This is a genomic window from Gloeocapsopsis sp. IPPAS B-1203, from assembly GCF_002749975.1.
GTDB lineage: Bacteria > Cyanobacteriota > Cyanobacteriia > Cyanobacteriales > Chroococcidiopsidaceae > Gloeocapsopsis.
In genome coordinates, this window is record NZ_PEIG01000007.1 from 254,938 (window position 1) to 277,231 (window position 22,294).

Below are 22,294 nucleotides of genomic sequence, written 5' to 3' on the forward strand. Positions count from 1 at the left end.
CCTAGTTACACGCTAATAAAGATTGCGCTACATAACAGCTATTTTAGCCTAAATTAGGCAGGGAGTGTTGTATGCAAGATGTAATGATGTCTGCTGAAGAGGCTTTAATACAGCTAGATAGATTATTAGCAGGACAAAAGTTAAAGGATGTCCAGGAACTCGTCTTTCGTTACTCCTGGCAAGGATGGACTTATCCTAAAATTGCGGCACACGCTGGCTACGATACAGGGCACATTCGTGATGTTGGTTCTCATCTATGGCAACAACTAACCCAAGCATTGGGAGAGCAAGTCACAAAAAATAACGTCCAAGCGGTATTGCGGCGACAAATACAACACGTCACAATTTCTAAAGAAGCGATCGCCCTGACACACAAAAAATCTCAACATTGGGGAGAAGCAATCGACGTTTCTGTATTCTATGGTCGCAGTGAAGAACTGGCATTATTGCAACAGTGGGTGACTCAACGCTGCCGATTAGTGGCAATCTTGGGTATGGGTGGTATTGGTAAAACGGCACTCGCAACGAAGTTAGCAACTCAAATTCAAGATCAGTTCGATGTTTTGATCTGGCAATCTTTACGCGATGCGCCGCCTATTATAGAAATTCTCACACAACTACTCCAATTTAATCAGCAGGACGCATTACCTGAAACTTACGAAGCTCAACTATCACTATTGTTGCAGTATCTACGCAACTCGCGGTGTTTAATTGTCTGGGACAATGTAGATGCAATTCTCAGTGATGGACGCGCTGGACAGTATCGCGAAGGTTACGAAGGCTACGGCGAGGTCATCAGGCGTGTAGGTGCAGAACTTCATTCAAGTTGTCTTTTGCTGACAAGTCGCGAACAACCGAAAACTTTAACAGCATTAGCAGGAAATCTTTTACCAATTCGCAGTTTATCTTTAACTGGTTTAAGTACAGCAGAAGTGAAAGAAATTTGTCAAAGTAATGATTGTTTTTGCACTTCAGAAATAGATTGGCAACAACTACAAGCAAGTTATGCAGGAAATCCTTTAGCAATCAAGATTGTGGCAACAACTGTCCGCGATTTATTTGATGGAAGTGTAACAGAGTTTTTAGCACAAGAGGCGATCGCCTTTGGTGATATTAGTACGTTACTAGATGAACAGTTTCAACGTTTATCTGAGTTAGAAAAACAGGTAATGTATTGGCTGGCAATTAACCGCGAGTGGGTTACTTTGGCAGAACTGCGCGAAGATTTTGTGCCGAGAATCTCGCAATCGAAATTATTAGAAGTTTTGCTATCTTTACGGCGGCGATCGCTGTTAGAAAAAACTAATGGATTATTTACTCTACAGCCTGTTGTTATGGAGTATGTGACTGAACAGCTAATTGAGCAAAATCGTGCAGAAATCATAACACAGCAACTTAAGCTATTTTTGAGCCATGCATTAATTAAAGCGTCTTCCAAAGACTACATTCGCGAAAGTCAAACAAGAATTGTTCTTGCACCACTCACAGCTAGATTGATTGCTGAGTTAGGCTCTCTTCAGCAAGTAGAACAGCAACTCAGCAATATTATTGTGCAGATGCGATCGCCACCCTTTTTAGTAGGATACGGTGGTGGTAATGTTATTAATCTCTTACGTTACCTACAAGTCGATCTTTGTGGTTATAATTTCTCGTATTTGCAAATCTGGCAAGCTTATCTTGTTGGTGCTAACTTACAGCAAGTGAACTTTTCTGGTGCTAACTTAGATAAATCGGTTTTTACAGGTGTTTTAAATAGTGCTTTATCGGTTGCCTTTAGTCCTGATGGTAGTTTGTTTGCAATGGGCAATGCTGATAGCAAAGTACGAATATGGCGCACTGCTGACTACACAGAAGTATTGACTTGTGAAGGACACAAAAGTTGGGTGATTTCAATTGCGTTTAGTCCTCATGGATACTTGGCAAGTGCAAGTTTTGATCAAACAGTGCGAATTTGGGATTTAGCGACAGGTGAGTGTCTTCATGTACTACAAGGACATACAGGTTGGGCACACGCGATCGCTTTTCATCCTCAAGGTCATCTTTTAGTGACAGGTAGTTTTGATTGTACTCTCAGAGTATGGAATGTCTCTACTGGCGAATGCTTACAAATCCTCCAAGGACATACAAATCACGTCACAGCCGCAGCATTTAGTCCTGATGGTTGTTTATTAGCTAGCAGCAGCTACGATCAAACTGTGAGGTTTTGGGATCTCAACAGTGGAGAAGTCATCAAGGTTTTACAGGGACACGGGCATTGGGTAAGATCGATTGCGTTTAGTCCTGACGGTCAAGCGATCGCTAGTAGTAGTTGGGATCGTACACTCAAGTTATGGAATGTCAACACTGGTAAATTCACGACATTAGAGGGACACAGCGAACCCGCAGCATCAGTTGTTTTTAGTCCTGATGGGACGATGCTTGCCAGTGGTAGCTACGATTGTACAGTGAAGTTATGGCATGTCGCGACAGGACAATGCCTAAAAACTTTGCAAAAGCATTCCGGCTGGATTTGGTCAGTTGCCTTTCATCCTGATGGTCAAACTTTAGCGAGTGGTAGTTTTGACAATACAGTAACTTTGTGGGACATGAATACAGGGCGATCGCTACGCACACTGCAAGGCAATAGCGCAAGTATTAAATCGATTGCATTTAGTCCTGATGGTCAGTTTTTGGCGAGTGGTAGTGATGATACAACAATTAGGTTATGGCACGTCCAGTCGGGAGAATGTATTCAATCGCGTTCAGGACATGATAGTTGGGTGTGGTGTGTCGCATTTAGCCCTGACGGTCAAACTTTAGCAAGCACTAGTAACAACGGCACAATTAAGTTATGGAATACTACTACAGGTAAACTTCAGCGGATTCTCCAAGGTTTTCAAAGTCGTGCCAATACAGTATTTTCGGCAGTTTTTAGTCCTCTTGGTGACATCATTGCTAGTTGTGATAATGACCGTACGATCAAATTATGGGATATCCGCACGGGTGAATGTCTGAAATTGTTATCTGGTGATTGTCGGGCTTGGGCGATCGCGTTTCGCCCTGATGGAAACATGTTAGCTAGTGGTCACGATGACCAAACTGTCAAGTTGTGGAACTTAGAAGGCGAGTGCGTAGCATCTTTAGTCGGACACACAAGTTTAGTTTTTGGAGTTGCGTTTAGTCCTGATGGCGAAGTGATTGCAAGTGCAAGTGACGACAAAACTGTTAAGTTATGGAATAGGCATGGCAAGTGTTTGCACACCTTACAGGAACACAAAGGTGTCGCTTGGAGTGTTGCGTTTAGCCCTCAAGGTAAGATTTTAGCTAGCGGTAGTCACGATAAAACAGTGAAATTATGGGATGTTGACGCAGGTGTGTGTCTTAAAACCTTAAGCGGACATTTAGGTGAAGTGTGGGCGATCGCGTTTAGCTCTGATGGAAATATGTTAGCGAGTGGTGGAACAGATCAAATAATTAAACTCTGGGATGTTGTCACTGGCGAGTGTATCAAAACATTACCAGTACCTAGAATCTATGAAAAAATGAACATCACAGGTGTCACAGGCTTAACTGCAGCACAAAAATCAAGCTTGCAAGCATTAGGAGCTGTAGACTTTAAGAGTTTTGAGTTTTGAATTAAAAGAATTTTCTTAACTCAACACTTCACGACTCTCTTAAACTCAACACTACTAGGGTGCAGATGATGACTGATCTCTACTACGTCGCAGTGTATCGCGTAAACTACCTTGGCTTGGGCTAGCAGGAGCAGCTTGCTGTGGTTGAGGTTGTTGACGTTGACGCCTTAGAGTCTGTCTTACATTAGATTGACTTTGAGATGCTGCTTGTTGAGGGCGGCGTTGTGGTGCTGGCGCTGCTGGCTTTTGTTGAGATGCTGCTTGTTGAGTACGTTGCGGTGCTGGCGCTGCTGGCTTTTGTTGAGATGCTGCTTGTTGAGTACGTTGCGGTGCTGGCGCTGCTGGTTTTTGTTGAGATGTTGCTTGTCGAGGGCGACGTTGTGGTGCTGGTTTCTGTTGAGTTGCTGCTGCAGATTGTGATGCAGGTTTCTTTTGTGAGGCTTCTTGTTGCTGTCTGCGTTCTCGTAACTGACGCGATCGCTGCGATCCTTCTAAAGCAAAATCAACTTTGGCAGAAACTCCTTGTCTACCTTCTCTTGTAGAATTAAATCGCCAGTCTCTTGCTGCTCGTACTGCAGCTTCGTCTAGCTCTCTGTTACCGCTCGAACGAGCGACTTGCACATTGGTGACATTGCCTTTAGCATCAACATCAACTTTGACTTCGGTTCTTCCTTCAACTCCTTGACGTCTAGCACGTTCAGGATATTTGGGTTTACTACAATCGCGACAAGCTAAACGACCAGAGCCAGAATCAGTATTACCACTACTCGGAGCGCTAGGTGCAGGTGCAGCAGGTCTTGGAGATGAGCCAGTTGCTACTGTGGTATTTGCTGGCTGGCGAGGAGCACTTGGAGCAGTTGTTCTTGCCGTATTTGTCGCTGCGGGGGGAGCAGCTGGTGCTGGATTACTAGGGCTTGGCTGCTGAGTGACACTAGGAACAGGAACTGTCGATGCTGCTCGTGTTTCTCTTAGTGAGCGCAAGTCTGCTGTGAGCTGCTCATTAGGTTGCACTGGTTGCGGTGCTGGGCTAGCCGCTGGCGCACTAGGTGCAGGAGGTGATGCAACTGGTGATGGTGCTGTTGCTACTGGTGCTGGCTCTGGTTTAGTGTTTTCTACAGGTTTTGGTGGTGTTTGTGCCCGTTGTACAGGTTGTGGCGGTGGTGGCTCTATTGTTGTCGTTGCGGCTGGTGGCGGAGTCGTGGGTGCAGGTGGTGGCGGGGTTACTGCTTCTGGTTTGGGTGGTTCGACTTCAGGTTGCTGCTCAGGTTCTGGAGTTGGAGGATCGACAAGCACGACCTCAATTGGTTCTTCTTCTAGTTCTGCTGTGCGATTCCAGATGTTGTTAATCGTTAAACTCAATACTCCAACATGCAATGCTAATGAACCAATCAAGCTATATGCCAAAAAAGACTTAAGTGACTTGATTTCTCTCTCTCGCTGCGCGATAGCAATGTTGGAAACACTCATATTTTATTGCTAGTAGTTCTCACTAGTTTTCTAGATTAATGCTTTAGGCTACTCCTGTCAAGACAACCAACACAGCAGTTTACAATCGTCAAACATCTGCTTATTTGTTCAGCAATTACAGTTAAGAGATATTTATATCCTTTGTTAGTTAAACAAGCATGAAGCAATAGAATTTGTTCTAGATACCAAAATTACTAAGTTTGACTTCTTGTCTTTTGACAAGAGCCACTTTGACTTAGAAAATTTAATGATGCTATGACAATTATGTAACAAAGTTAAAACTATTTTTCGTTTGTTTTATTTTACTATTGAGAAGTTATATCAGTTTTGCTAACAGCGACAAGACTGAAGCTTGACTTGATGAACTTAGAGACAATACATGGGAATAAGTAATCTATTTGCAGCGGGCGGGATAGTAATGTGGCCGCTGCTGGGGTTTTCTATACTAGCGATCGCGCTAATTATCGAGCGGATTGCTTTTTGGGCAAGAATTAATCGTCGTCAAAGTCGAGTGGTGCGAGATGTATTGAATCTCTACCGTAAAGATAATGTAGTCGGTGCTATAGATAAACTGAAGCAAAATGCTGATTTGCCTATGGCGCGGATTTTTTTAGCAGCACTCGAACTTGAACAACCAACTCCCGAAGAATTTCGTCTTGCCCTCGAAAGTGAAGCCCAAGCAGAAATTCCACACCTCAAACGGTTTAACACAATATTTGACACAATTATCAGTCTCTCTCCACTTCTGGGACTTTTAGGAACAGTTTTGGGTCTAATTAATTCTTTTGCTTCGCTCAATTTGGGCGATCTTGGCGGTACACAAACAGCTGGTGTCACTTCAGGGATCAGTGAGGCGCTAGTGTCAACAGCGGCGGGACTTGTAGTTGCCATTTTCACGCTGTTTTTTGCCAATACCTTTCGCGGACTTTATCAACGTCAAGCAGCGTTGATCCAAGAATATGGCGGACAAATGGAATTACTCTATCGCCGTAACTACGAACAGAGGGAGATAACTTATGCGCCTGCCAGATGAACCAGAAAGTCCTGCCACAATCAACATCGTACCGATGATCGATGTGATCTTTGCAATTTTGACGTTCTTTATTATGTCCACTTTGTTTTTGACGCGATCGCAAGGATTACCAGTCAATTTACCAAAAGCAACGACCACACAAGTACAGCGCTCATCTACAATCACGGTGACATTAGATAATCAAGGTCAGATCGCATTAAATCGTCAACCTGTTGATTTAGCTGCACTCGAAGGAAGAGTTTCTGGCTTAATTGCACCTAATCAAGAAGCTGTTGTTGTACTCAATGCAGACGAACAAGTTAACCACGGTCAAGTCATCGCTGTTATGGATCGAATTCGTCGAGTTCCTGGAGCAAAACTAGCGATCGCCGCACAAAGACCGTAAAGTCTTTCGCTGCTTCTTGACAACTATTTTTATTAAGTTTAGATTGATGTCAGGTATTAGCGGTTGATACCTGACTTAGGTGCATTTTAAGGTTGCGTGTGGCAACTCGCCTGCAAGTAGCAGAGAGCAAAACCGCAACTTTATTTTTTCTGAGAATGCTCGTGCCATCTTGAGAACGAATCTTTCAGAAGTTCCTCCAATTTGCTGATAATTATATTCAATAGCTTTAGTACATAAATGCAAATGCCCTCCGACTCTCTTCGGGGCTATCCAGACAAAGTGCTAAGAGTAGAGTTTTGAATTCTCAGTTTTGTTAGCGTAGCGGTGTGTGAGCACGTTTTGAATTGAGGAACTTTCCTAACTTTCTTCTCTTAAACTCAACACTTCACAACTAACTATTTACTGTGAATTGTGCTTCTTACGAGTTAAGAGTGCAGCACTACTGTTAATAATGGTAAAAACGCGCAGACAAACCAACTCCAAGAGTGTAAGTTTGGTTTCGCTATTTCTTCTGGGTATGATAGCAGCGCATCAATTCTTTGTTCTAAGCGATCGCCAACTTGACTAGAAGCTAATGGCGCACAAAAAACATCTGATTCTAGGACGTGATGACCGACTACCATAAGTAAGGATTCAGCAAGTAGTAGCGGATCGACTTGTTGTGCAGCCCAATGATCTGCACGCAGTTCTCTTAAAACTAATAACTCTTGCCACAACGCATCAGTATTTGGTAGCCAAGCTGTACAATCGCGAATCCAACTAAGCCAGAAAAACCAAAACGTATCTCGATAATGATAATGTGCTTGCTCGTGAGTTAAGACAGAATGCAAATGTGCTGGTGCAATTTGCAGTAATCCTTGAGTGACAACTAATTCAGGTTGCCAAAAACCAATTTGTGCAGCAAATAAAGCGTCTGTATCGAGAATCCGAACATCTTTACCTTCAAGGTTTATTTTAGGACATTCGCGCGCGCGTCTAGTCGATTGCCAACCTTGCCAACCGAGCTTGATGCATAAAATTGCGGCAATTCCAAGACACGATGACGCTAGCATGTAGCTCAGCCAGCCTACTCTCAATCCTACCATTTGCCCCTGCGGTCCCATACATAGTACAGCGATCGCTGTCATGAGTAGCAGTGTAGGAGGAAATAAGAATAAAAATAAGACACGTTCAAAGCGCTGTTGCCAATTTCCTTCCAATACAGGCAAATGTCTTAACGACCAAGCAACTCCTAAGGCTACTAAGATAATGAGTAAGTGCATTACTTCTCCTCCCGTGCTTGACGTGCAGCTTGAATCCGTTGGGCGATCGCTTGCAATTTTTCTAGACTTGTTTGATCGAGACTATCTGCAAAAGCAGCAACAACATCAGGATTACCCACAGCCAAGAACCGATGCAACTGATCGTGGGCTTTAATCATTTGCGCTTGCTGTTTGGTAACTAGTGGACGCCAATAGAACGCTTTTGCTTTTTTATCACATGCTAGCCAACCCTTGTCAGTCAAACGCCGCAGTACTGTGGTAACAGAAGTATAAGCTAATTCGCGGTTGGGATCGCTCAAGATGCGATCGTGGACATCTTTAACAGTGACAGAACCAACTTCCCAAATAATATTTAAAATCTCTGTCTCTAAGGGACCAAGTGATAGTTGTTTTGGACTGTAGTCAGGCAATGGAGACATATTAGTCTGGATTTTAGATTAACTATTACTAAATCTCTGGTGTGAATTGTAAATGTGCCTTTCGACCAAAGTCGAGGCTACCCAAGCAAATTGTACCTTCGTACACTAAGACAAGGTTTTGGTTATTAAGTTCACGGAGGTGAACTTAGTTTATTTAGCAGCGAATTTATTCGCATTCTTTTATTTAGATTACCAGTTATTAACTTTCCTTTGACAGGCTGTCTTTTGACGCAGATATTTTTTCTATCTCAAAATCAACGTAATTTGGCGTATGGATTAATGAGGAAACACAAGCGTGAAAAAAATATTGTCAATTGTCTTACTTTTAGTCATCTGCACTTTCGCTTTGACACGTCCAGCTTTAGCCGCAGATGCTGCGAGTGGTGCAAAAATCTTTAGTGCAAATTGTGCGGCGTGTCATATGGGTGGGCGTAACGTTGTCGCTGCACAGAAAACTTTGAAGCAAGATGATTTAGATAAGTACAGCATGAACTCAGCAGAAGCGATTATCAATCAAGTGAAAAATGGCAAAAATGCTATGCCTGCTTTTAAAGGACGTCTTAACGATCAACAAATTGAAGATGTAGCAGCGTATGTGTTAGAACAGGCGGCTAAGGGCTGGACTTAAGTCGTATTAATTGAATGACGAGCCAAAATATACATACCTTGCCCTAAAAATCTATCTTTTGGGGCTTTTTGTTAACCACAAGTCATTTAGCAAGGTTGGTGTCGTATGGTTACGGGGATTATACCTCACTTCATTGTCCTAATAATCAGCACCAATATCTTTTTTGGGACACCGCAAGGAATTGAAGAACTTGTTCGAGGTGAGTGCACTGAAGCGATTCATCACTTATCCCAAGTGATTCAGTATCAAGATCATTTTGCTCCAGCTTACAGTAATCGATGTCTAGCCTACCTACAGTTAGAACAGTACCATCAGGCAATTCAAGATTGTCGCCAAGCAACGATCTTATCTCCTCACAGCACAGAAGCTTATTTACATCGAGGACTTGCTTATTACCGACTCGGTAATTATTCAAGTGCGATCGCCAGCTACAATCAGTTAATTGAGCAAAAACCTCATGATTTTCGCGCTTACTATAATCGCGGGATTGCCTTGTCTGCTATCGGAAACTACAAAAGTGCGATCGCATACAATCAAGCTTTGTGTCAAATTCCTCTCAAGGGGCAACTCTGAGCAGATATCTACAACGATCGCGGATTAGCACAGTTCAACTTACAAAACTACGAAGGTGCGATCGCAGATTTTTCTTTAGCAATTCGTCTCAACGCTAACGATGCGCGTGCTTATTACAACCGAGGATGTGCGTGTCAAAAACACGGCGACGAACACAATGCCATTCATGATTTTACTCAATCACTACGTCTCAATCCGGTAAATGTTGCTGCTTATGTTAACCGAGGTCTTGCTCGATATCAACTAGGCTATCAGCAAGCTGCGATCGCCGATTTACAACAAGCCGCCCAAGGCTACCTTCACCAAGGAGAAACAGCCGCCTGTCACAAGCTCTTAAAGCTACTCCAAATTCAACGCGACACCACCGAGTGGCAGATTGCCAGTATCGATGCTTGAGTGTGTGGACATTCTGTTATTCTTCATATTGTGTATTATGCAACGCCCATTATTTAACAGATTGTGCTTTATTAAACAGAATTTTCAACGTGCTTTCAAATAATAGCTGTAAATTTTTGTAATTGAAACTTGTGAATTTCGATGCGCTAGTTTACTTTATTGAATAAGTTATCCTGCCGTCTCAGAATTTATTTTGTAAAAAATGGTATAGCATACCATTTTTTAGATTAGCATAGATTGCACCAAGAAATGCACTCTGGTTTTTGTCTGTGCCAAATTCTGACTATAAATTCCATCACTCAATTTCTTCTAGTCTCAATTTTTCAGCACACTTATCGTCAGACAGCATCGACTTGTTCGTTCAGCGTAGTAAACCAAAAACAGGTAACGTTATAGGTTTTGTGGATTTGCTCGCTGCATTGCAAATATACTAGAGAACTTCTCTATGAAGCTTGCTCTTACAGTAGCAGTGTCGTTCATGTTTTAGGTTCATCGAGGCTACTGTTTTGCGTTCATGTTCGTGCAGATGTTGTGCGTCAGTTGAGCTAGTTTCCTTGTTGGTTGTGAGATTTAAAACGTTTCAGATTACATCACATCAAGACTAAGTAGAATTTTATGACTACACAGACAAAGCATGAACCGGAAATCACAGAGGTGCTGAGTTCTGAACTTCAGACCTTTTTCCTGGCAAATGTCCATGAAATAGAGCATTTTCCAATTGCAAATATTCTTTTTAAAGACATTGCGCCAGTTCTAGCGCAGCCAGGGATGCTGAGTCGTGCTGTCTCAGCAATTAGTCCGGTAGTGATGGAGTTGAAGCCAGATAAAATCTTAGCAGTAGATGCACGCGGGTTCATTCTAGGGGCTGCGTTGGCAGATCGTACTGAGGCTGGACTCGTGATGGTACGCAAGCCAGGCAAGTTGCCAGGTACCGTTCATCGCTTTGCTTACACCTGTGAATACAGTAGCGGACATCTAGAGGTTACAGATGGTGTCATAGACTACGGAGATCGTTGTCTAATTGTCGATGATTTGTTAGCAACAGGCGGTACCGCACGCGCAACGTCTGACTTTACTGTTGAACGAGGTGCAATCGTTGTCGGCTACTGCTTTATGGTAGAGATTGAGGCTCTTGAGGGGCGAAAGCGGCTGCATGATGGACCAGTACATACTATCTTTCGCTGTTGACTTGCTTGGTTATTGAACAATTCGGAGGAAGTCTCATGGAAGCACTAAGCTGGTTGAGAGAACCTGTTGACGAAGACACGACTCGATTTCGTTTGCAGGCGATGGTTGAGCGTGAGTTTAGTCAGAGAACCAGCACAACAGATCTCAAAACAATCTATCTATTTTTGACCCGAAAGTGCAATCTTGGCTGCCAGCACTGCTACATCGAAGGTGTCGGTCCAAATGCAAAGGGAGTTGACTTTAACTTCGAGACTATTCAGGGATTAATTGAGCAGGCGCGTCCTAACGGATTACGAAAGGTCAAGGTATCTGGCGGTGAACCAATGGTTCATAAAGAATTCCGGATGATTATGGAATATCTTGGCTCGATTGGCTTACGCGAACTTGTCCTAGAAACGAACGGTACACTCTTTAAACATGACACGCTCGCATGGTTAGAGAAAATTCCAAACTTGACAGTTTTTATCAGTCTCGATCATTTTGATCCTGAAGCGCACGATAAATTTCGAGGCAGAGTTGGTGCTTTTGACCGAACGGTGGAAGTGCTTCAAACGCTTGGTCAGACAAACATTGATAGTGTTGTCACCACAACCGCATATCGAAGCAATTACAATAAGATTGCGCAGATCATTGACTTGGTTCTCGGTTGGGGAATAAATCGGCATCGCACTCTTCTGAATATTCATCCAATAGGAAATGCCCGAGGACACCTCGACAATGCGATTACGCTGGATGAATGCGAAGAGTTGATTGGTAACTTACTAGAGTTAGAGAGTTTCCGCACCGGTCGTGCCTACATGACGCTTCCGCCAGCATTGATGCCACTGCAGTATCTCAACGGAGTGCATACCTGTGGCTGGGGAGACAATGTTTTGGGTATCCTCTCCAACGGTAATATTTCCATGTGCAGTGCGTCTTATGATGATGCAGAAATGATCGGCGGTAACGCATTTGATCAATCCCTTTTAGACATTTGGCACAACAGCCCGTTTTTTGAAGAACTGCGCCAGATTGGTAAGGGTAATGTCAAAGGAGTTTGCGGAAACTGCATCTTTTATAAAGTCTGCCGTGGTGTCTGCAAGATGAGCAGCTATGGACACTATGGTGAAAAGGATGCACCATATCCGTTATGTCAGGAGATTTATAACAGCGGACAATTCCCAAGCTATGCGCTGATCGATCCAAATCAGGACTCTACGTATAAGCGTGGTGTCATTCGCGAGCAGCGGGCAGAAATGGAACATACCGAACCGGAGAAAATTCACAGCTAAGCAATATGCAGCACAGGAATTCATCGATGTTCAACCAAGGCTGGCAAAAGTTAAGCGAGCAAACAAAGCAGGATGCGAACCTTGATTCACGTCTTGTCTGTGTTCAAGAGGCAGTGAGGTTTCGCTATGAACAAACTGATGATCCTGGTCATGATTGGTTGCATGTGATGCGAGTGTTGAAAAGCTGCAAGCAGATCGGTGCATTGGTTGGTGCAGATATGCAAATCCTTGCTTCCTCAGCACTTTTGCATGACCTAATCAATGTTCCTAAAAATAGCCCCAAACGTTCTGAGGCTAGCACAGCAGCAGCTAAAGCCTCAGAGGATATCTTGAGGAATGCTGGCTATGACGATATTGAAGTACAGCGTATCCAAAGAGTGATTATTGAACACAGCTATTCTCTTGGCTATCCCCCGTCATCGATCGAGTCAGCAGTTTTGCAAGATGCCGATCGGCTAGATGCGCTCGGAGCTATTGGCATTTTCCGTGCAGCAACCTGTGGGTGCCGACTTGGTGCTGCCTATTATCATCTCGACGATCCGTTCGCTAGCGATCGCGTCCTCGACGATCAGCAATACACCGTTGACCATTTCTTTACGAAGTTGCTTGATCTGGGCAAGCAAATGAACACTGCTCCGGCACAGGCGATCGCAGAACATCGTGTATCTTTTCTGCGTGATTTTTTAACTGAATTGCGGCTGGAAATCGTTGAGACCGCTTTTGGAGATTTCCCAAATTAACTAAAGGAGAAAACGAAAATGCCAGATTAATCGCAGAATATCGCGTCTTGGAAATCGTTGAGGACGCTTTTAAAGATTGCCCAAATTAATTAAAGGAGAAAACGAAAATGCAAGACATGGTAAGCTTCGTATCTAAAACAATTCAAGAATCAGGTGGCAGTAACATTGATCAGGCAAAACTTGCCGATGTTTCAGCAACACTTGTTTCAGAAGTGATACAAGAAGTCAGTGCAGAAGCTGCGAGTGAGGCAGCAATAGAAGCTGCGGCGGAAGCATCGAGTGAAGCTGCGGCAGAAGCTGCTGCTGAATCGGGATTTGGAGCGCCTCGCTTTGGTGGCTTTCGCTAAGTTTTGCCGTGAGTTAATTTATGTTGCATGAGGATGAGAAGCACGCGATATCACTTGAAGCATTTTCTGATGAAATTGTTTCTCGTTTGAAGGATGTAGATGACATCGATCCCGTTTCTCTAGCACAGCTATTTTCCATGAGCTTTGGAAAGAATGCATATTCGCGTGCTTTGTTTTCTGCACTTCAAACTGCCTTACTTTGGCGAACCGTTGAACATGCACAACGTCATACTATCTATTACAAACGAGAAGTTTATGCGGCTTGGCAAGAGTCGTCACAAACAAAACGCACGAGTTTAGATGGTTTGCCAACAATCGACCGCGCTACTATCACTAGCCACTTTCCTGAATTCATTGCCAATGACGTACATCTGCGTTCCGTTTGTCATACCTCAGGCACAACTGGACAACCGTTGGAAATCTACAAATCCTTTGAGGAGGTTAATTTCATTGGTCGGTTCTTCACCGAGTTGTTTCAGCCAGCTTTTACAGTGCCAAGTCGCCCTCTGACATTGAGCTTTCCCACACCGCATCATGGTGTACCTGTCCCAATGCCGAGTCCTGGAATTAGCTTTGTCAGCGGAGTTACAGATGATACCCTCATCCGTGATGCTCTGCGGGTTTTGTCCACTGAATACCACGTGGTCAATCACGATCGCCGCATCTCCATCCTTAGCGGAATGGCATTTCAGGTGCTATTTTTTACCAGTTTCCTTCTAGAGCAACAAATTGATCCAAAGAGCTTTCAGCTAAGGTTAATCAACGTGGCTGGAGGTTTCGTCCCCCTGCACTGGCGACGGTTCCTCGGCGACGCATGGGGTTGCATTGTTAACGATCGCTTTTCGTTGACCGAGACGGTAGGAGGTGCTTCACGCTGTCATACTTGCCAATGGTTCAAGCCTGATCCGCACGTTTTTTTTGAGGTGATTGAAGTTGATTCTGAAGAACCTGTTGACGAAGGAATCGGACGTTTAGTAGTTACGAACCTGTATCCATTCGCGCAAATGATGCCGCTGATTCGGTATGTAACCGGTGACATCGTGCGCTGTCGTACCTGTCATTGTACGCCTTCACCAGTTTTCCAGTTCCTGGGACGGGCGCGAAATAGTATCAGTTCTGGCAGCGGTAAGAATCGGCGGTGGTTCATCTTCTCAGCAGAACTGCATGAAGTTCTAGCAGGAATTCCGGATCTTAATGTTTATGAGTGGTTTTCCAATGTTCGAGAAGTCAAGGATCGTACTGTTGGTTCGCTTCCCATTGTCGCTCTCAAAAGTTCAGAAAACAGCAATGGTCAGCTTGAGATTCTGCTATCGGTAGAATTGAAATATGCACCGCACTGTTATCCAGAACGATTGCGCGAAATTGAAAAATTGATTGTCGAATATCTCAAAAATGTGGAAGGCAGCGAATTTGGTGCGGCTTACGATAGCGGAGAAATGACTTTCACAGTTCAGTTTCTACCCCCTGGAGGACTCAAAGACTCCTACATCATCAAAATCTAACTGCACCGCGTCGCAAAGGAGGTTAAAGTGCTGGTGCTGACGACGTCAACTGCGACGGAAATAGCTTACCGTGTTGCCAGCAAATTAAACGTACCTATCGAGGTACTTGTGACGCACTATTTCCCAAACGGTCAAATCGAGGTTGTTCCTCCAAAATCAAACACGCATGTTGATGAAGTTTGTCTATTTCAGTCATTTCCTGATAGGGTCAACGATCGCCTAATCGAGTTATTGCTGGCACTTCAGGCTGTTCGCATTTTGAAACCTCGTCATCTAACGATTGTGCTGCCCTACCTTCCCTATACGCGCTCAGACAAGCCTGTGTCTACAGGCGCATTGCTCCCGTTTTCTGCTATTGCACACTTGATTGAACAACCCTGCATGACTCGTCTAGTAACGGCAGAGCTTCACGTTCCTCAACTTGCAGTTGCATTTCGTTGTCCAGTGGTAGAGATCGATACGATGCCGATGTTTGCCCAATACCTTCGCCAAAGCGATTTGGGATCAGTTGTTGTTGTCAGTCCTGATCTTGGCGGTGCAAAACGAGCCGAACGACTGGCAGCTGAACTTCATGTGCCAGTTGCCGTCATGCGTAAAATCCGACACGGTAACGTCAAAGAAAGTATTGAAATTCTTGGACAGGTGAAAGGAAAGTGTGCCGTTATTGTTGATGACGAAGTTAATTCTGGTGAGTCACTCATTTCAGCTGCTAAGCTGACGCTCAGTGCTGGTGCTACGAGTGCAATTGCTGTCGCCGTTCATCCTCTTTTTACTCTTGAGGCGATTCACCGGATCGAACAATCGCCATTGCAGCACGTCCTAGTGAGTGATAGCGTTCCCTTGACATCAGTGGCTACAAATAAAATAGAGGTGCTGTCGCTCACTGAAATTCTTGCTGAGATGCTTCACTGAGATACCAACTTCTCGGCATCTTGAGAAAAAGCAATCATCACACGGTTGAATTCAGAACCGAGCGCACAATCCAAAGCCTCCTCACCTCTTATATAGGGAAAGACGACGCGCTTGATACTGTTGAATCGGGTGGCATGATGTGCAAGGATAGATACCGCCGCCCGAAAATCGTTAGCTCCTTGGGCAATTGAACCGACTAACTGAATTTCGCGGTAATGCAAGTCATTAGCACTCAAGCGCACATTGTCGGAACCCAAAACCGACTGAAAAAGTACAACACGTCCATTTCTAGCAGCAATACGGATTGCCCACTCAATCGCCGTACTTCCACCACGTGTGCAAAAGACCGCGTGTGCTCCCCAACCATTTGTCAGATCTTTGACAACATCTACCAGAGTTTCATCGAGAGCGCCGACATAGTCTGCTCCTGAAGCACGTGCTTGCTCAAGCCCAGCGACATCATTATCAAAAACGAGAACGCGCACCCCTTTTAGCATCAGCAGAATTACGTGTAAAAGACCCATTGTGCCACTGCCAATGACTACCGCCGTCTCGCCTGACGCGATCGCTCCTCGATTGACGCTCCGTAGGGCGCAGGCTATTGGCTCTGCAAGCGCCGCAGTCAACATATCTACGCTCGCAGGCAATGGAAAGACTTGATAGCGTGGCACTGTTATACAATTGCTAAAACCTCGTGGTCCTTGAGGTAAATTAGTGGTCGTTGGGTTCAAGTAGGCGCAGTGGTTATCTAATCCGCGCCGACAAGCTTCACAGTGTCCGCAGCGAGGCATCAGTGCGATCGCAACTGGTGTTCCAGGAGCAAGCGGTGAATGAGAACTGCTTCTATCTGATTCGACACGTCCGCAAAGTTCATGCCCTCCCCAGTAAGGATAAGTCTTTTTAGCACCGCGAAAAACTCGTTGTTCAGGCGTGCAAATACCACAAAGATGAACTTGAACCGTGACAAACTCTGGTACGCACGGAACCTCGATCTCTTGTAACGATGCCTTATGTGGAGCAGTTATGACTAACCCAGTGACAGATGTATAGTGCATGAGGGTCATACCTAAATCTCTCCCCCAATATCAAACCACAAGAGCCATGACATCATTTCATCACTAAATATAATATGCTGAAATTACAAGGCTATGATGCTTTCTTTAGCTTCTTTAATGATTTTATTGAGCTTCATAAAATGCTGTCATTATAGTACAAGCTCATTTGTTCAATTTGTTAGTAATAATTGGCTCTCTAACAAATTTAAAGCGAATTATATTGTTAATGACTGAAATGCTCAAAACTAGAATTTAATTGTATTGATAATTCTTAAAAAAAGCCATAAAAGTTAAATGTTTTTGTTGTTCGTCAAGTAAGTATTACAATTTTTAGTAAAAATAGCAGTATGTCAAAAATTGGCAATTAGCTTGTAGTATTAAGCTATTTATTTGCGGCTTATACTGTTTCGCTATAAATTAGCTACATGCATAGGTACGGAAGAAACTGAGGAAGTACGACTCATCTGTTGGCGAGCTTTAGTGTATAGATATTAGCTCATCACTCTAGTATGACAGCTTGTCTTTTGACTGTAAGCACCACATCAATTAATTTAATTCAGGCAATCTGCGATGCATAAGTCTGTGTTGCAAGTGCGATCGCTTCAATGTCCTCTTGGTGTGAGATAACAGAAGTGAAAATATCGTTCTCTTTATTTTGGATTACATTACTAAACTTAGCCTTTACAACTTTCGCCTTGACTGCTGTAGCAGGAGAAACACAGCAAACCTTAAATAATACTGTATCTAAAATAACTTTACTCAAACTTTTACGACAATATCGGTCTAATATCCCTCAACTTAGTGAAATCAAACATTCACATACAAGGGCAGAATTATTAACTCAGCAGCGACCAACAATTGATAGTCCATCCGAACCAATCATTGTAGATGATGAAATTTTAATTGAAGTAGAAGGCATAAGAGACACTCCTACTACCTCAACTCCCATTTACGAAATTACTGAAGAAGAGATTCAAAGGCAAAGACCTAATAGTTTAGCCGAAGTCTTACGTAACTTACCAGGGTTTGCGATTAATGACGCTGGCTTTGGTGCAGATATTCACACAGGGACATTCTACCGAGGAAATTCAATTAATCAATCAGTATTTCTTCTCAACGGTAGACCAATTAATACTAACATCAGCACCTATCACGGTAATATTGATCTTAATAGCATTCCCGTTGATGCAATCGAGAGAGTAGAACTTTCTAGTGGTACAAGTTCAACGTTGTACGGTTCAGAAGCCTTTGGTGGTGTTGTCAGCATTATTACCAAACAGGGAACAGAAATTCCTCGATTTAATGGTTTAGCAGAATTTGGTTCATACGATCGCTCTAATTATCGTGCCAGCTACGGTGGAACTTTTGGACCTCTGAGACTAAATTTTGGTTACGAAGATTTCTTTGCTGAAAACCGTTATCCGGTTCCTGAGGGCGCAGCAAATCGCGATGCGGAAGGATTACTGTTTAATGGAGACACTGCAACAAGTAATTATTATGGCAGTGCTGTTTTAGATTTAGATAATAGTAATACCCTTAGTTTAGATGCATACATCATTAGTAGTCGTCGCGGTTTACTTTATTTTGGTTTTCCTCTACAACGCGATCGCTTAGACCATGATGTTGTCAATATTGGTTTATCATGGCGAAGTTTACTCAATGGTAGTGAAGATTCAATTTTAAATACAACACTTTCTTATAACCAAGACTACTTTAGTACTTACGGTCCCACACAAAACATTTTCTATCGTCAAGGTATTCTCAATTCACAATCTATTGCAGCACGAGTAGAACATGAATGGCAATTGAATCCAACGAATAACTTACACTGGGGATTAGATCTACGCAACAGATATTTAAATGGTGATGTTTTAAGCACTGATCCTGATAGGATAGCCCTGAACGAAACCGAATATCGTGAAAGGTTTGAAGGTGCTTTATTTGCCTTAAATACCTGGAATATTAATGATGCTTGGCAAGCTGAATTAGGACTTAGACAGAATGTTACAAGTGAATACGGAAGTTATTTAAATCCAAGTGTCGGTTTACGCTGGGATGCAAGTCCAAATGTGGCGCTACGCGGTAGCTGGGTTTCTGTACAACGTAACCCTGGCTTAGATCAGTTATATGTTTATGATACTGTTCACAACTGGCTACCAAACCCAGATTTAGAACCCGAAACAGGTTCATCATGGACAGCAGGCGTTGATGTCCAATTTGCAACTAATTTGACAGGGCAATTTACGTATTTTGGCAGTAGTTTAAGCGATCGCCTCGGAATTCAGTTTGGACGCTGGGCAAACATTGGTTTAGTCAATACTAATGGTTTGGAAGCAGCCTTAAGGTGGCAAATTGCTCCTCAATGGTCAACATTTGTTAACTACACTTACACAGATGCTAGAATTGCCAGCGGCGTGGAACAAGGATTACAACTCGGTTTTGTCCCTTACTCAGTCGCACAGCTAGGAATTGGTTATCAATCTCAAGGATGGCAAGTCAATTTATTTGCAAGTTACTTCAGCGGTGCGCGTCGGGCGTTCTTCAACACTCCTGGTGTGAATAACACTGATTTTTCTCCATCTTGGCTCAATTTAGATGTTGGCGTACGAGTTCCTTTACTTAGTAATCTCGCGCTAACATTGTATGTAGAGAACTTAGCTGATGTTGCCTACGAAAAATCAAACCGGATTTATCATCCTGGCAGGACATATCGTATAGGTATCACCTCTGATTTTTAAGGAAATGTATGCGAGCCAGAATTGAAAATATGGTTCTTTTCCTTCACCGTGAGGATGTGCCAAGTTTTAAAAAAGGTGGCTCGGTAGTACGTAACAGTTATTTTTGGGCGCTACGATCAATTGCTGGTCAAGCTTCGCGGTATCGCGACTGGGAATATGAAACTGAGGTTTGGCTAGCTCTGTGTCGTATGCTATTGTCTTTTTCAGAGTCGGGTTATCTTGGTTTGAAAGAAACAACGATAGAGTTTCCCCTGTCTCAAGGTGAAATTCCAGCAGTTTTACGACCTATTGCTACTTGGCAAGAAGAGTAATATATCCGATCCTCTAGATATAATGACTCGGTGTTTCTACGTAAGATCTTTACTATGCATGGAATTTAAATAAAGTTTTAAAGAATCCATGCGATCGCACATAGACAGACTTGGTAAATATACGTATATTTTTATACATTATGCTATCGCAATTAAAACTGTCATGCCTATTTTAGAAATTCAACGTGCAGAAAAAATTCATGACTATATCCAGAAACTAGAAAAACTCACAAACTTACCACTAAGGAGTTCTCCAGTCATTCTAAGTTCACCGCGTCAACAAATTTCCTTAGAACTTCCTAGGGAAGTTAAGCAATCTTATGAATATGTTGAGCAGTTATACGAAGATATTAGTGAACACGAACTACTATTTAAAGCAATTAAAACAGGTTGGGAGTATATTAACTCAGGCTACAAAATTGTTCCTACCAGTAAAGAAGATTATTTTCAACAAATTAATAAATCTTATGTTTTTCAAGTTGCTAAAGAACGAGGTTATAGCGTAAGTGACGATTACTTGAAGGAGCATAAATTTTGCTATGGACAGTATGAAATGTACTATGCTGTTCACGAAATAATGCAACGTAATGCCTTTGACTTTTTATTAAGTAAATCTTATTCTCAAAATTTTATTCATACATACACAAATTGGTATAAGTGTGTAAAACTGATTTCTTCTCAATTTATTATTCCGCTGACAAGTACAGTTCAAAAAAATCCGCATATTCTAGATCAATTATGGGTGGTTTCTCATAATATCAATCAACTTCGATTGTTAGGGATAGAAATTATGGGTGAAGGTGAGTTTTTAAGTAGAAATCAACGAAAAACAAACAATACCGTGCTCTTAAACCAATTAGGATATGAGATTTATCAAGTTGCCAGTTGGTGGTGTCGCGTAGATCCTTATCGAGTTATTTGTGAATTTCTCAAAGCATCAGGTATTTTTCCAGATGCAACTAAATATCTCATTGGTGCTGAACTAAATACGATAGATGAATACGTGTGTGGAATTTGTCATGCACCGATGGTAAGGTGGGGTTGGGATTGGATTCAACGCTATCAAATTGGTAATAAGACAGTATTGGCGCATAAAGATTGTGTCGCCCGCAAGCATCATGCTGGGCACTAAAGATAACGCGCAATCGCAAAGATCGTGCCACCTAACAATGCACCAGCAGGCACTGTAATTAACCATGCCATAATTATGCCCTGCACAGTTTTAAATTGAATTGATTTATTACCTTGTACAAGTCCAATTCCGACAACTCCACCAACAAGTGCATGGGAGGTAGAAACCGGAATTCCAATCCGCGAAGCGAGTAAAATTGTCGTTGCAGTAGCAAGTTCAGCACAAAAACCTGCACTCGGTTGTAGTGGAATAATACCTTCTCCAATCGTAGCAATGACTTTTTTACCCCAAACTGCTAATCCTGTAACAATTCCTGCACCACCTAAAATTAAAATCCACAAGGGAATTGTGATTCCATCAACAGGAACAGTATTATTTAAACTAATATAGTTAATTACTGCCAAAGGTGCGATCGCATTACCCACATCGTTAGAACCATGTGCAAATGCAACAAAACACGCACTCAATAGCTGAAATTTAGCTAGCTGTTTTTCGACTTGAATGATATCTTGCTTCACACCATTAAGTTGTTTCCAACTCACCATTGTCAGTGAGATTGCTGCGATCGCACCGATCCCAATTGGAAAATCGTGTTTGGGAATATTCCAATGCAGTTGTTCGTGAAAATATGTATAAATTGGTTGACTAATTTTTGGCAATACAATAACCCCAAAAACACTCAAAAGTGCAGTACTTAACCAAGGAATCCACTCATTTAACTGCTGGATAGAATTTTGGCGATCGAGAATCGAGAACTTGATAACCCTATAAAATAAAGCTGCGATTGTGCCACTAATAAGTGGAGTGACAACCCAGGCTAAAGAAATAGTACCAATTAATGACCAATCAATTGCTTGAACCCCAACAGCTACCCAACTAAAACCTGCGATCGCACCAACAACAGCATGAGATGAAGACACTGGAAAGCCACGCGATGTTGCAATTTGCAGCCATAATCCAGCGGCTAGCAATACCGAAAACATTCCAATCAACAAAACTTGCGGTTCTGCAACAAAAAAAGCTGGATTGACAATTTCAGTTGCTAAAGTTTCTGATACTTCATGACCAAATAGTACAGCACCAGCAAATTCTAAAACTCCAGCAATAATCAAAGCTTGGCGGAGAGTGACAGCTTTTGAACCGACAGAAGTTCCCATAGCGTTAGCAACATCATTTGCTCCTAAATTCCAAGCAACATAAAATGCCAGTAATGCAGTTAATCCTAGCTGTAGTATCATTTTGCTCTAAGGTTGCTACAAATAAGGAGCAGAGAAGAATACTCTTTTCTATCTATTCAAAACTCAAAACTCAAAACTCACCA

The 22,294-nt window shown here is 42.8% G+C and carries 20 protein-coding genes; 15 read left to right on the forward strand and 5 right to left on the reverse strand.

Annotation, left to right across the window (positions count from 1 at the left end; genetic code table 11):
- The first annotated feature begins 71 nt into the window (after window positions 1-71).
- Window positions 72-3,614 (forward strand): WD40 domain-containing protein, encoded by a 3,543-nt coding sequence (locus CSQ79_RS14875; RefSeq protein ID WP_099701951.1) that lies wholly within the window; start codon window positions 72-74, stop codon window positions 3,612-3,614.
- 54 nt (window positions 3,615-3,668) lie between these two features.
- Here CSQ79_RS14875 and CSQ79_RS14880 read toward each other — a convergent pair whose 3' ends face one another.
- Complete coding sequence (locus tag CSQ79_RS14880) at window positions 3,669-5,081, reverse strand: energy transducer TonB (protein WP_099701952.1); 1,413 nt, start codon at window positions 5,079-5,081, stop codon at window positions 3,669-3,671.
- A 379-nt stretch (window positions 5,082-5,460) separates the two neighbouring features.
- Between CSQ79_RS14880 and CSQ79_RS14885 the strand changes: the two genes are divergently transcribed.
- Both CSQ79_RS14885 and CSQ79_RS14890 read left to right on the forward strand, forming a co-directional pair.
- Window positions 5,461-6,114 (forward strand): MotA/TolQ/ExbB proton channel family protein, encoded by a 654-nt coding sequence (locus tag CSQ79_RS14885; RefSeq protein ID WP_099701953.1) that lies wholly within the window; start codon window positions 5,461-5,463, stop codon window positions 6,112-6,114.
- Complete coding sequence (locus CSQ79_RS14890; RefSeq protein WP_099701954.1) at window positions 6,098-6,499, forward strand: ExbD/TolR family protein; 402 nt, start codon at window positions 6,098-6,100, stop codon at window positions 6,497-6,499. The genes CSQ79_RS14885 and CSQ79_RS14890 overlap by 17 nt, the downstream gene beginning before the upstream one ends.
- 425 nt (window positions 6,500-6,924) lie before the next feature.
- Here the strand turns inward: CSQ79_RS14890 and CSQ79_RS14895 are convergent, their stop codons facing one another.
- Both CSQ79_RS14895 and CSQ79_RS14900 read right to left on the reverse strand, forming a co-directional pair.
- Window positions 6,925-7,761, reverse strand: a complete 837-nt coding sequence (locus CSQ79_RS14895) for a M56 family metallopeptidase (protein ID WP_099701955.1) — start codon at window positions 7,759-7,761, stop codon at window positions 6,925-6,927.
- On the reverse strand, window positions 7,761-8,180 hold the full coding sequence (locus tag CSQ79_RS14900) for a BlaI/MecI/CopY family transcriptional regulator (RefSeq protein ID WP_099701956.1): 420 nt from the start codon (window positions 8,178-8,180) through the stop codon (window positions 7,761-7,763). Before CSQ79_RS14900 ends, CSQ79_RS14895 begins: the two co-directional genes overlap by 1 nt.
- 295 nt (window positions 8,181-8,475) lie before the next feature.
- On the opposite strand from CSQ79_RS14900, the gene petJ reads away from it, so the two are divergent.
- The 9 genes from petJ (at window position 8,476) to CSQ79_RS14940 (ending at window position 15,737) form a co-directional block, all read left to right on the forward strand.
- Window positions 8,476-8,808 carry a cytochrome c6 PetJ gene (petJ, locus tag CSQ79_RS14905; protein WP_099701957.1) on the forward strand — a complete coding sequence of 111 codons (333 nt, stop codon included), beginning with the start codon at window positions 8,476-8,478 and terminating at the stop codon, window positions 8,806-8,808.
- A 105-nt stretch (window positions 8,809-8,913) separates the two neighbouring features.
- Complete coding sequence (locus CSQ79_RS27840; protein WP_289501146.1) at window positions 8,914-9,381, forward strand: tetratricopeptide repeat protein; 468 nt, start codon at window positions 8,914-8,916, stop codon at window positions 9,379-9,381.
- A gap of 6 nt (window positions 9,382-9,387) precedes the next feature.
- Window positions 9,388-9,777: a tetratricopeptide repeat protein gene (locus tag CSQ79_RS28640; RefSeq protein WP_354000913.1), complete on the forward strand. Its 390-nt coding sequence runs from the start codon at window positions 9,388-9,390 to the stop codon at window positions 9,775-9,777.
- Window positions 9,778-10,392: 615 nt separating this feature from the next.
- Window positions 10,393-10,965, forward strand: a complete 573-nt coding sequence (locus CSQ79_RS14915; RefSeq protein WP_099701958.1) for an adenine phosphoribosyltransferase — start codon at window positions 10,393-10,395, stop codon at window positions 10,963-10,965.
- Window positions 10,966-11,000: 35 nt separating this feature from the next.
- Window positions 11,001-12,236 (forward strand): radical SAM/SPASM domain-containing protein, encoded by a 1,236-nt coding sequence (locus CSQ79_RS14920; protein WP_099701959.1) that lies wholly within the window; start codon window positions 11,001-11,003, stop codon window positions 12,234-12,236.
- A gap of 26 nt (window positions 12,237-12,262) precedes the next feature.
- Window positions 12,263-12,976: an HD domain-containing protein gene (locus CSQ79_RS14925; RefSeq protein WP_289501147.1), complete on the forward strand. Its 714-nt coding sequence runs from the start codon at window positions 12,263-12,265 to the stop codon at window positions 12,974-12,976.
- Between the two features lie 107 nt (window positions 12,977-13,083).
- Window positions 13,084-13,323 (forward strand): hypothetical protein, encoded by a 240-nt coding sequence (locus CSQ79_RS14930; protein ID WP_099701961.1) that lies wholly within the window; start codon window positions 13,084-13,086, stop codon window positions 13,321-13,323.
- Window positions 13,324-13,343: 20 nt separating this feature from the next.
- A complete protein-coding gene (locus CSQ79_RS14935; protein WP_099701962.1) occupies window positions 13,344-14,825 on the forward strand; it encodes a phenylacetate--CoA ligase family protein in 1,482 nt (493 codons plus the stop codon).
- A 33-nt stretch (window positions 14,826-14,858) separates the two neighbouring features.
- On the forward strand, window positions 14,859-15,737 hold the full coding sequence (locus CSQ79_RS14940) for a ribose-phosphate diphosphokinase (RefSeq protein WP_289501148.1): 879 nt from the start codon (window positions 14,859-14,861) through the stop codon (window positions 15,735-15,737).
- Here CSQ79_RS14940 and CSQ79_RS14945 read toward each other — a convergent pair.
- Window positions 15,731-16,801 carry a zinc-dependent alcohol dehydrogenase gene (locus CSQ79_RS14945; protein ID WP_099701964.1) on the reverse strand — a complete coding sequence of 357 codons (1,071 nt, stop codon included), beginning with the start codon at window positions 16,799-16,801 and terminating at the stop codon, window positions 15,731-15,733. The genes CSQ79_RS14940 and CSQ79_RS14945 overlap by 7 nt on opposite strands.
- Window positions 16,802-17,424: 623 nt before the next feature.
- Between CSQ79_RS14945 and CSQ79_RS14950 the strand changes: the two genes are divergently transcribed.
- The 3 genes from CSQ79_RS14950 (at window position 17,425) to CSQ79_RS14960 (ending at window position 20,973) form a co-directional block, all read left to right on the forward strand.
- Window positions 17,425-19,530 (forward strand): TonB-dependent receptor plug domain-containing protein, encoded by a 2,106-nt coding sequence (locus CSQ79_RS14950; RefSeq protein ID WP_099701992.1) that lies wholly within the window; start codon window positions 17,425-17,427, stop codon window positions 19,528-19,530.
- An 8-nt stretch (window positions 19,531-19,538) separates the two neighbouring features.
- On the forward strand, window positions 19,539-19,841 hold the full coding sequence (locus CSQ79_RS14955) for a hypothetical protein (RefSeq protein WP_099701965.1): 303 nt from the start codon (window positions 19,539-19,541) through the stop codon (window positions 19,839-19,841).
- A gap of 163 nt (window positions 19,842-20,004) precedes the next feature.
- Complete coding sequence (locus CSQ79_RS14960; protein WP_099701966.1) at window positions 20,005-20,973, forward strand: hypothetical protein; 969 nt, start codon at window positions 20,005-20,007, stop codon at window positions 20,971-20,973.
- Here CSQ79_RS14960 and CSQ79_RS14965 read toward each other — a convergent pair.
- On the reverse strand, window positions 20,970-22,211 hold the full coding sequence (locus tag CSQ79_RS14965; RefSeq protein WP_099701967.1) for an inorganic phosphate transporter: 1,242 nt from the start codon (window positions 22,209-22,211) through the stop codon (window positions 20,970-20,972). The two genes, CSQ79_RS14960 and CSQ79_RS14965, sit on opposite strands and share 4 nt — an antisense overlap.
- Between the last annotated feature and the right edge of the window lie 83 nt (window positions 22,212-22,294).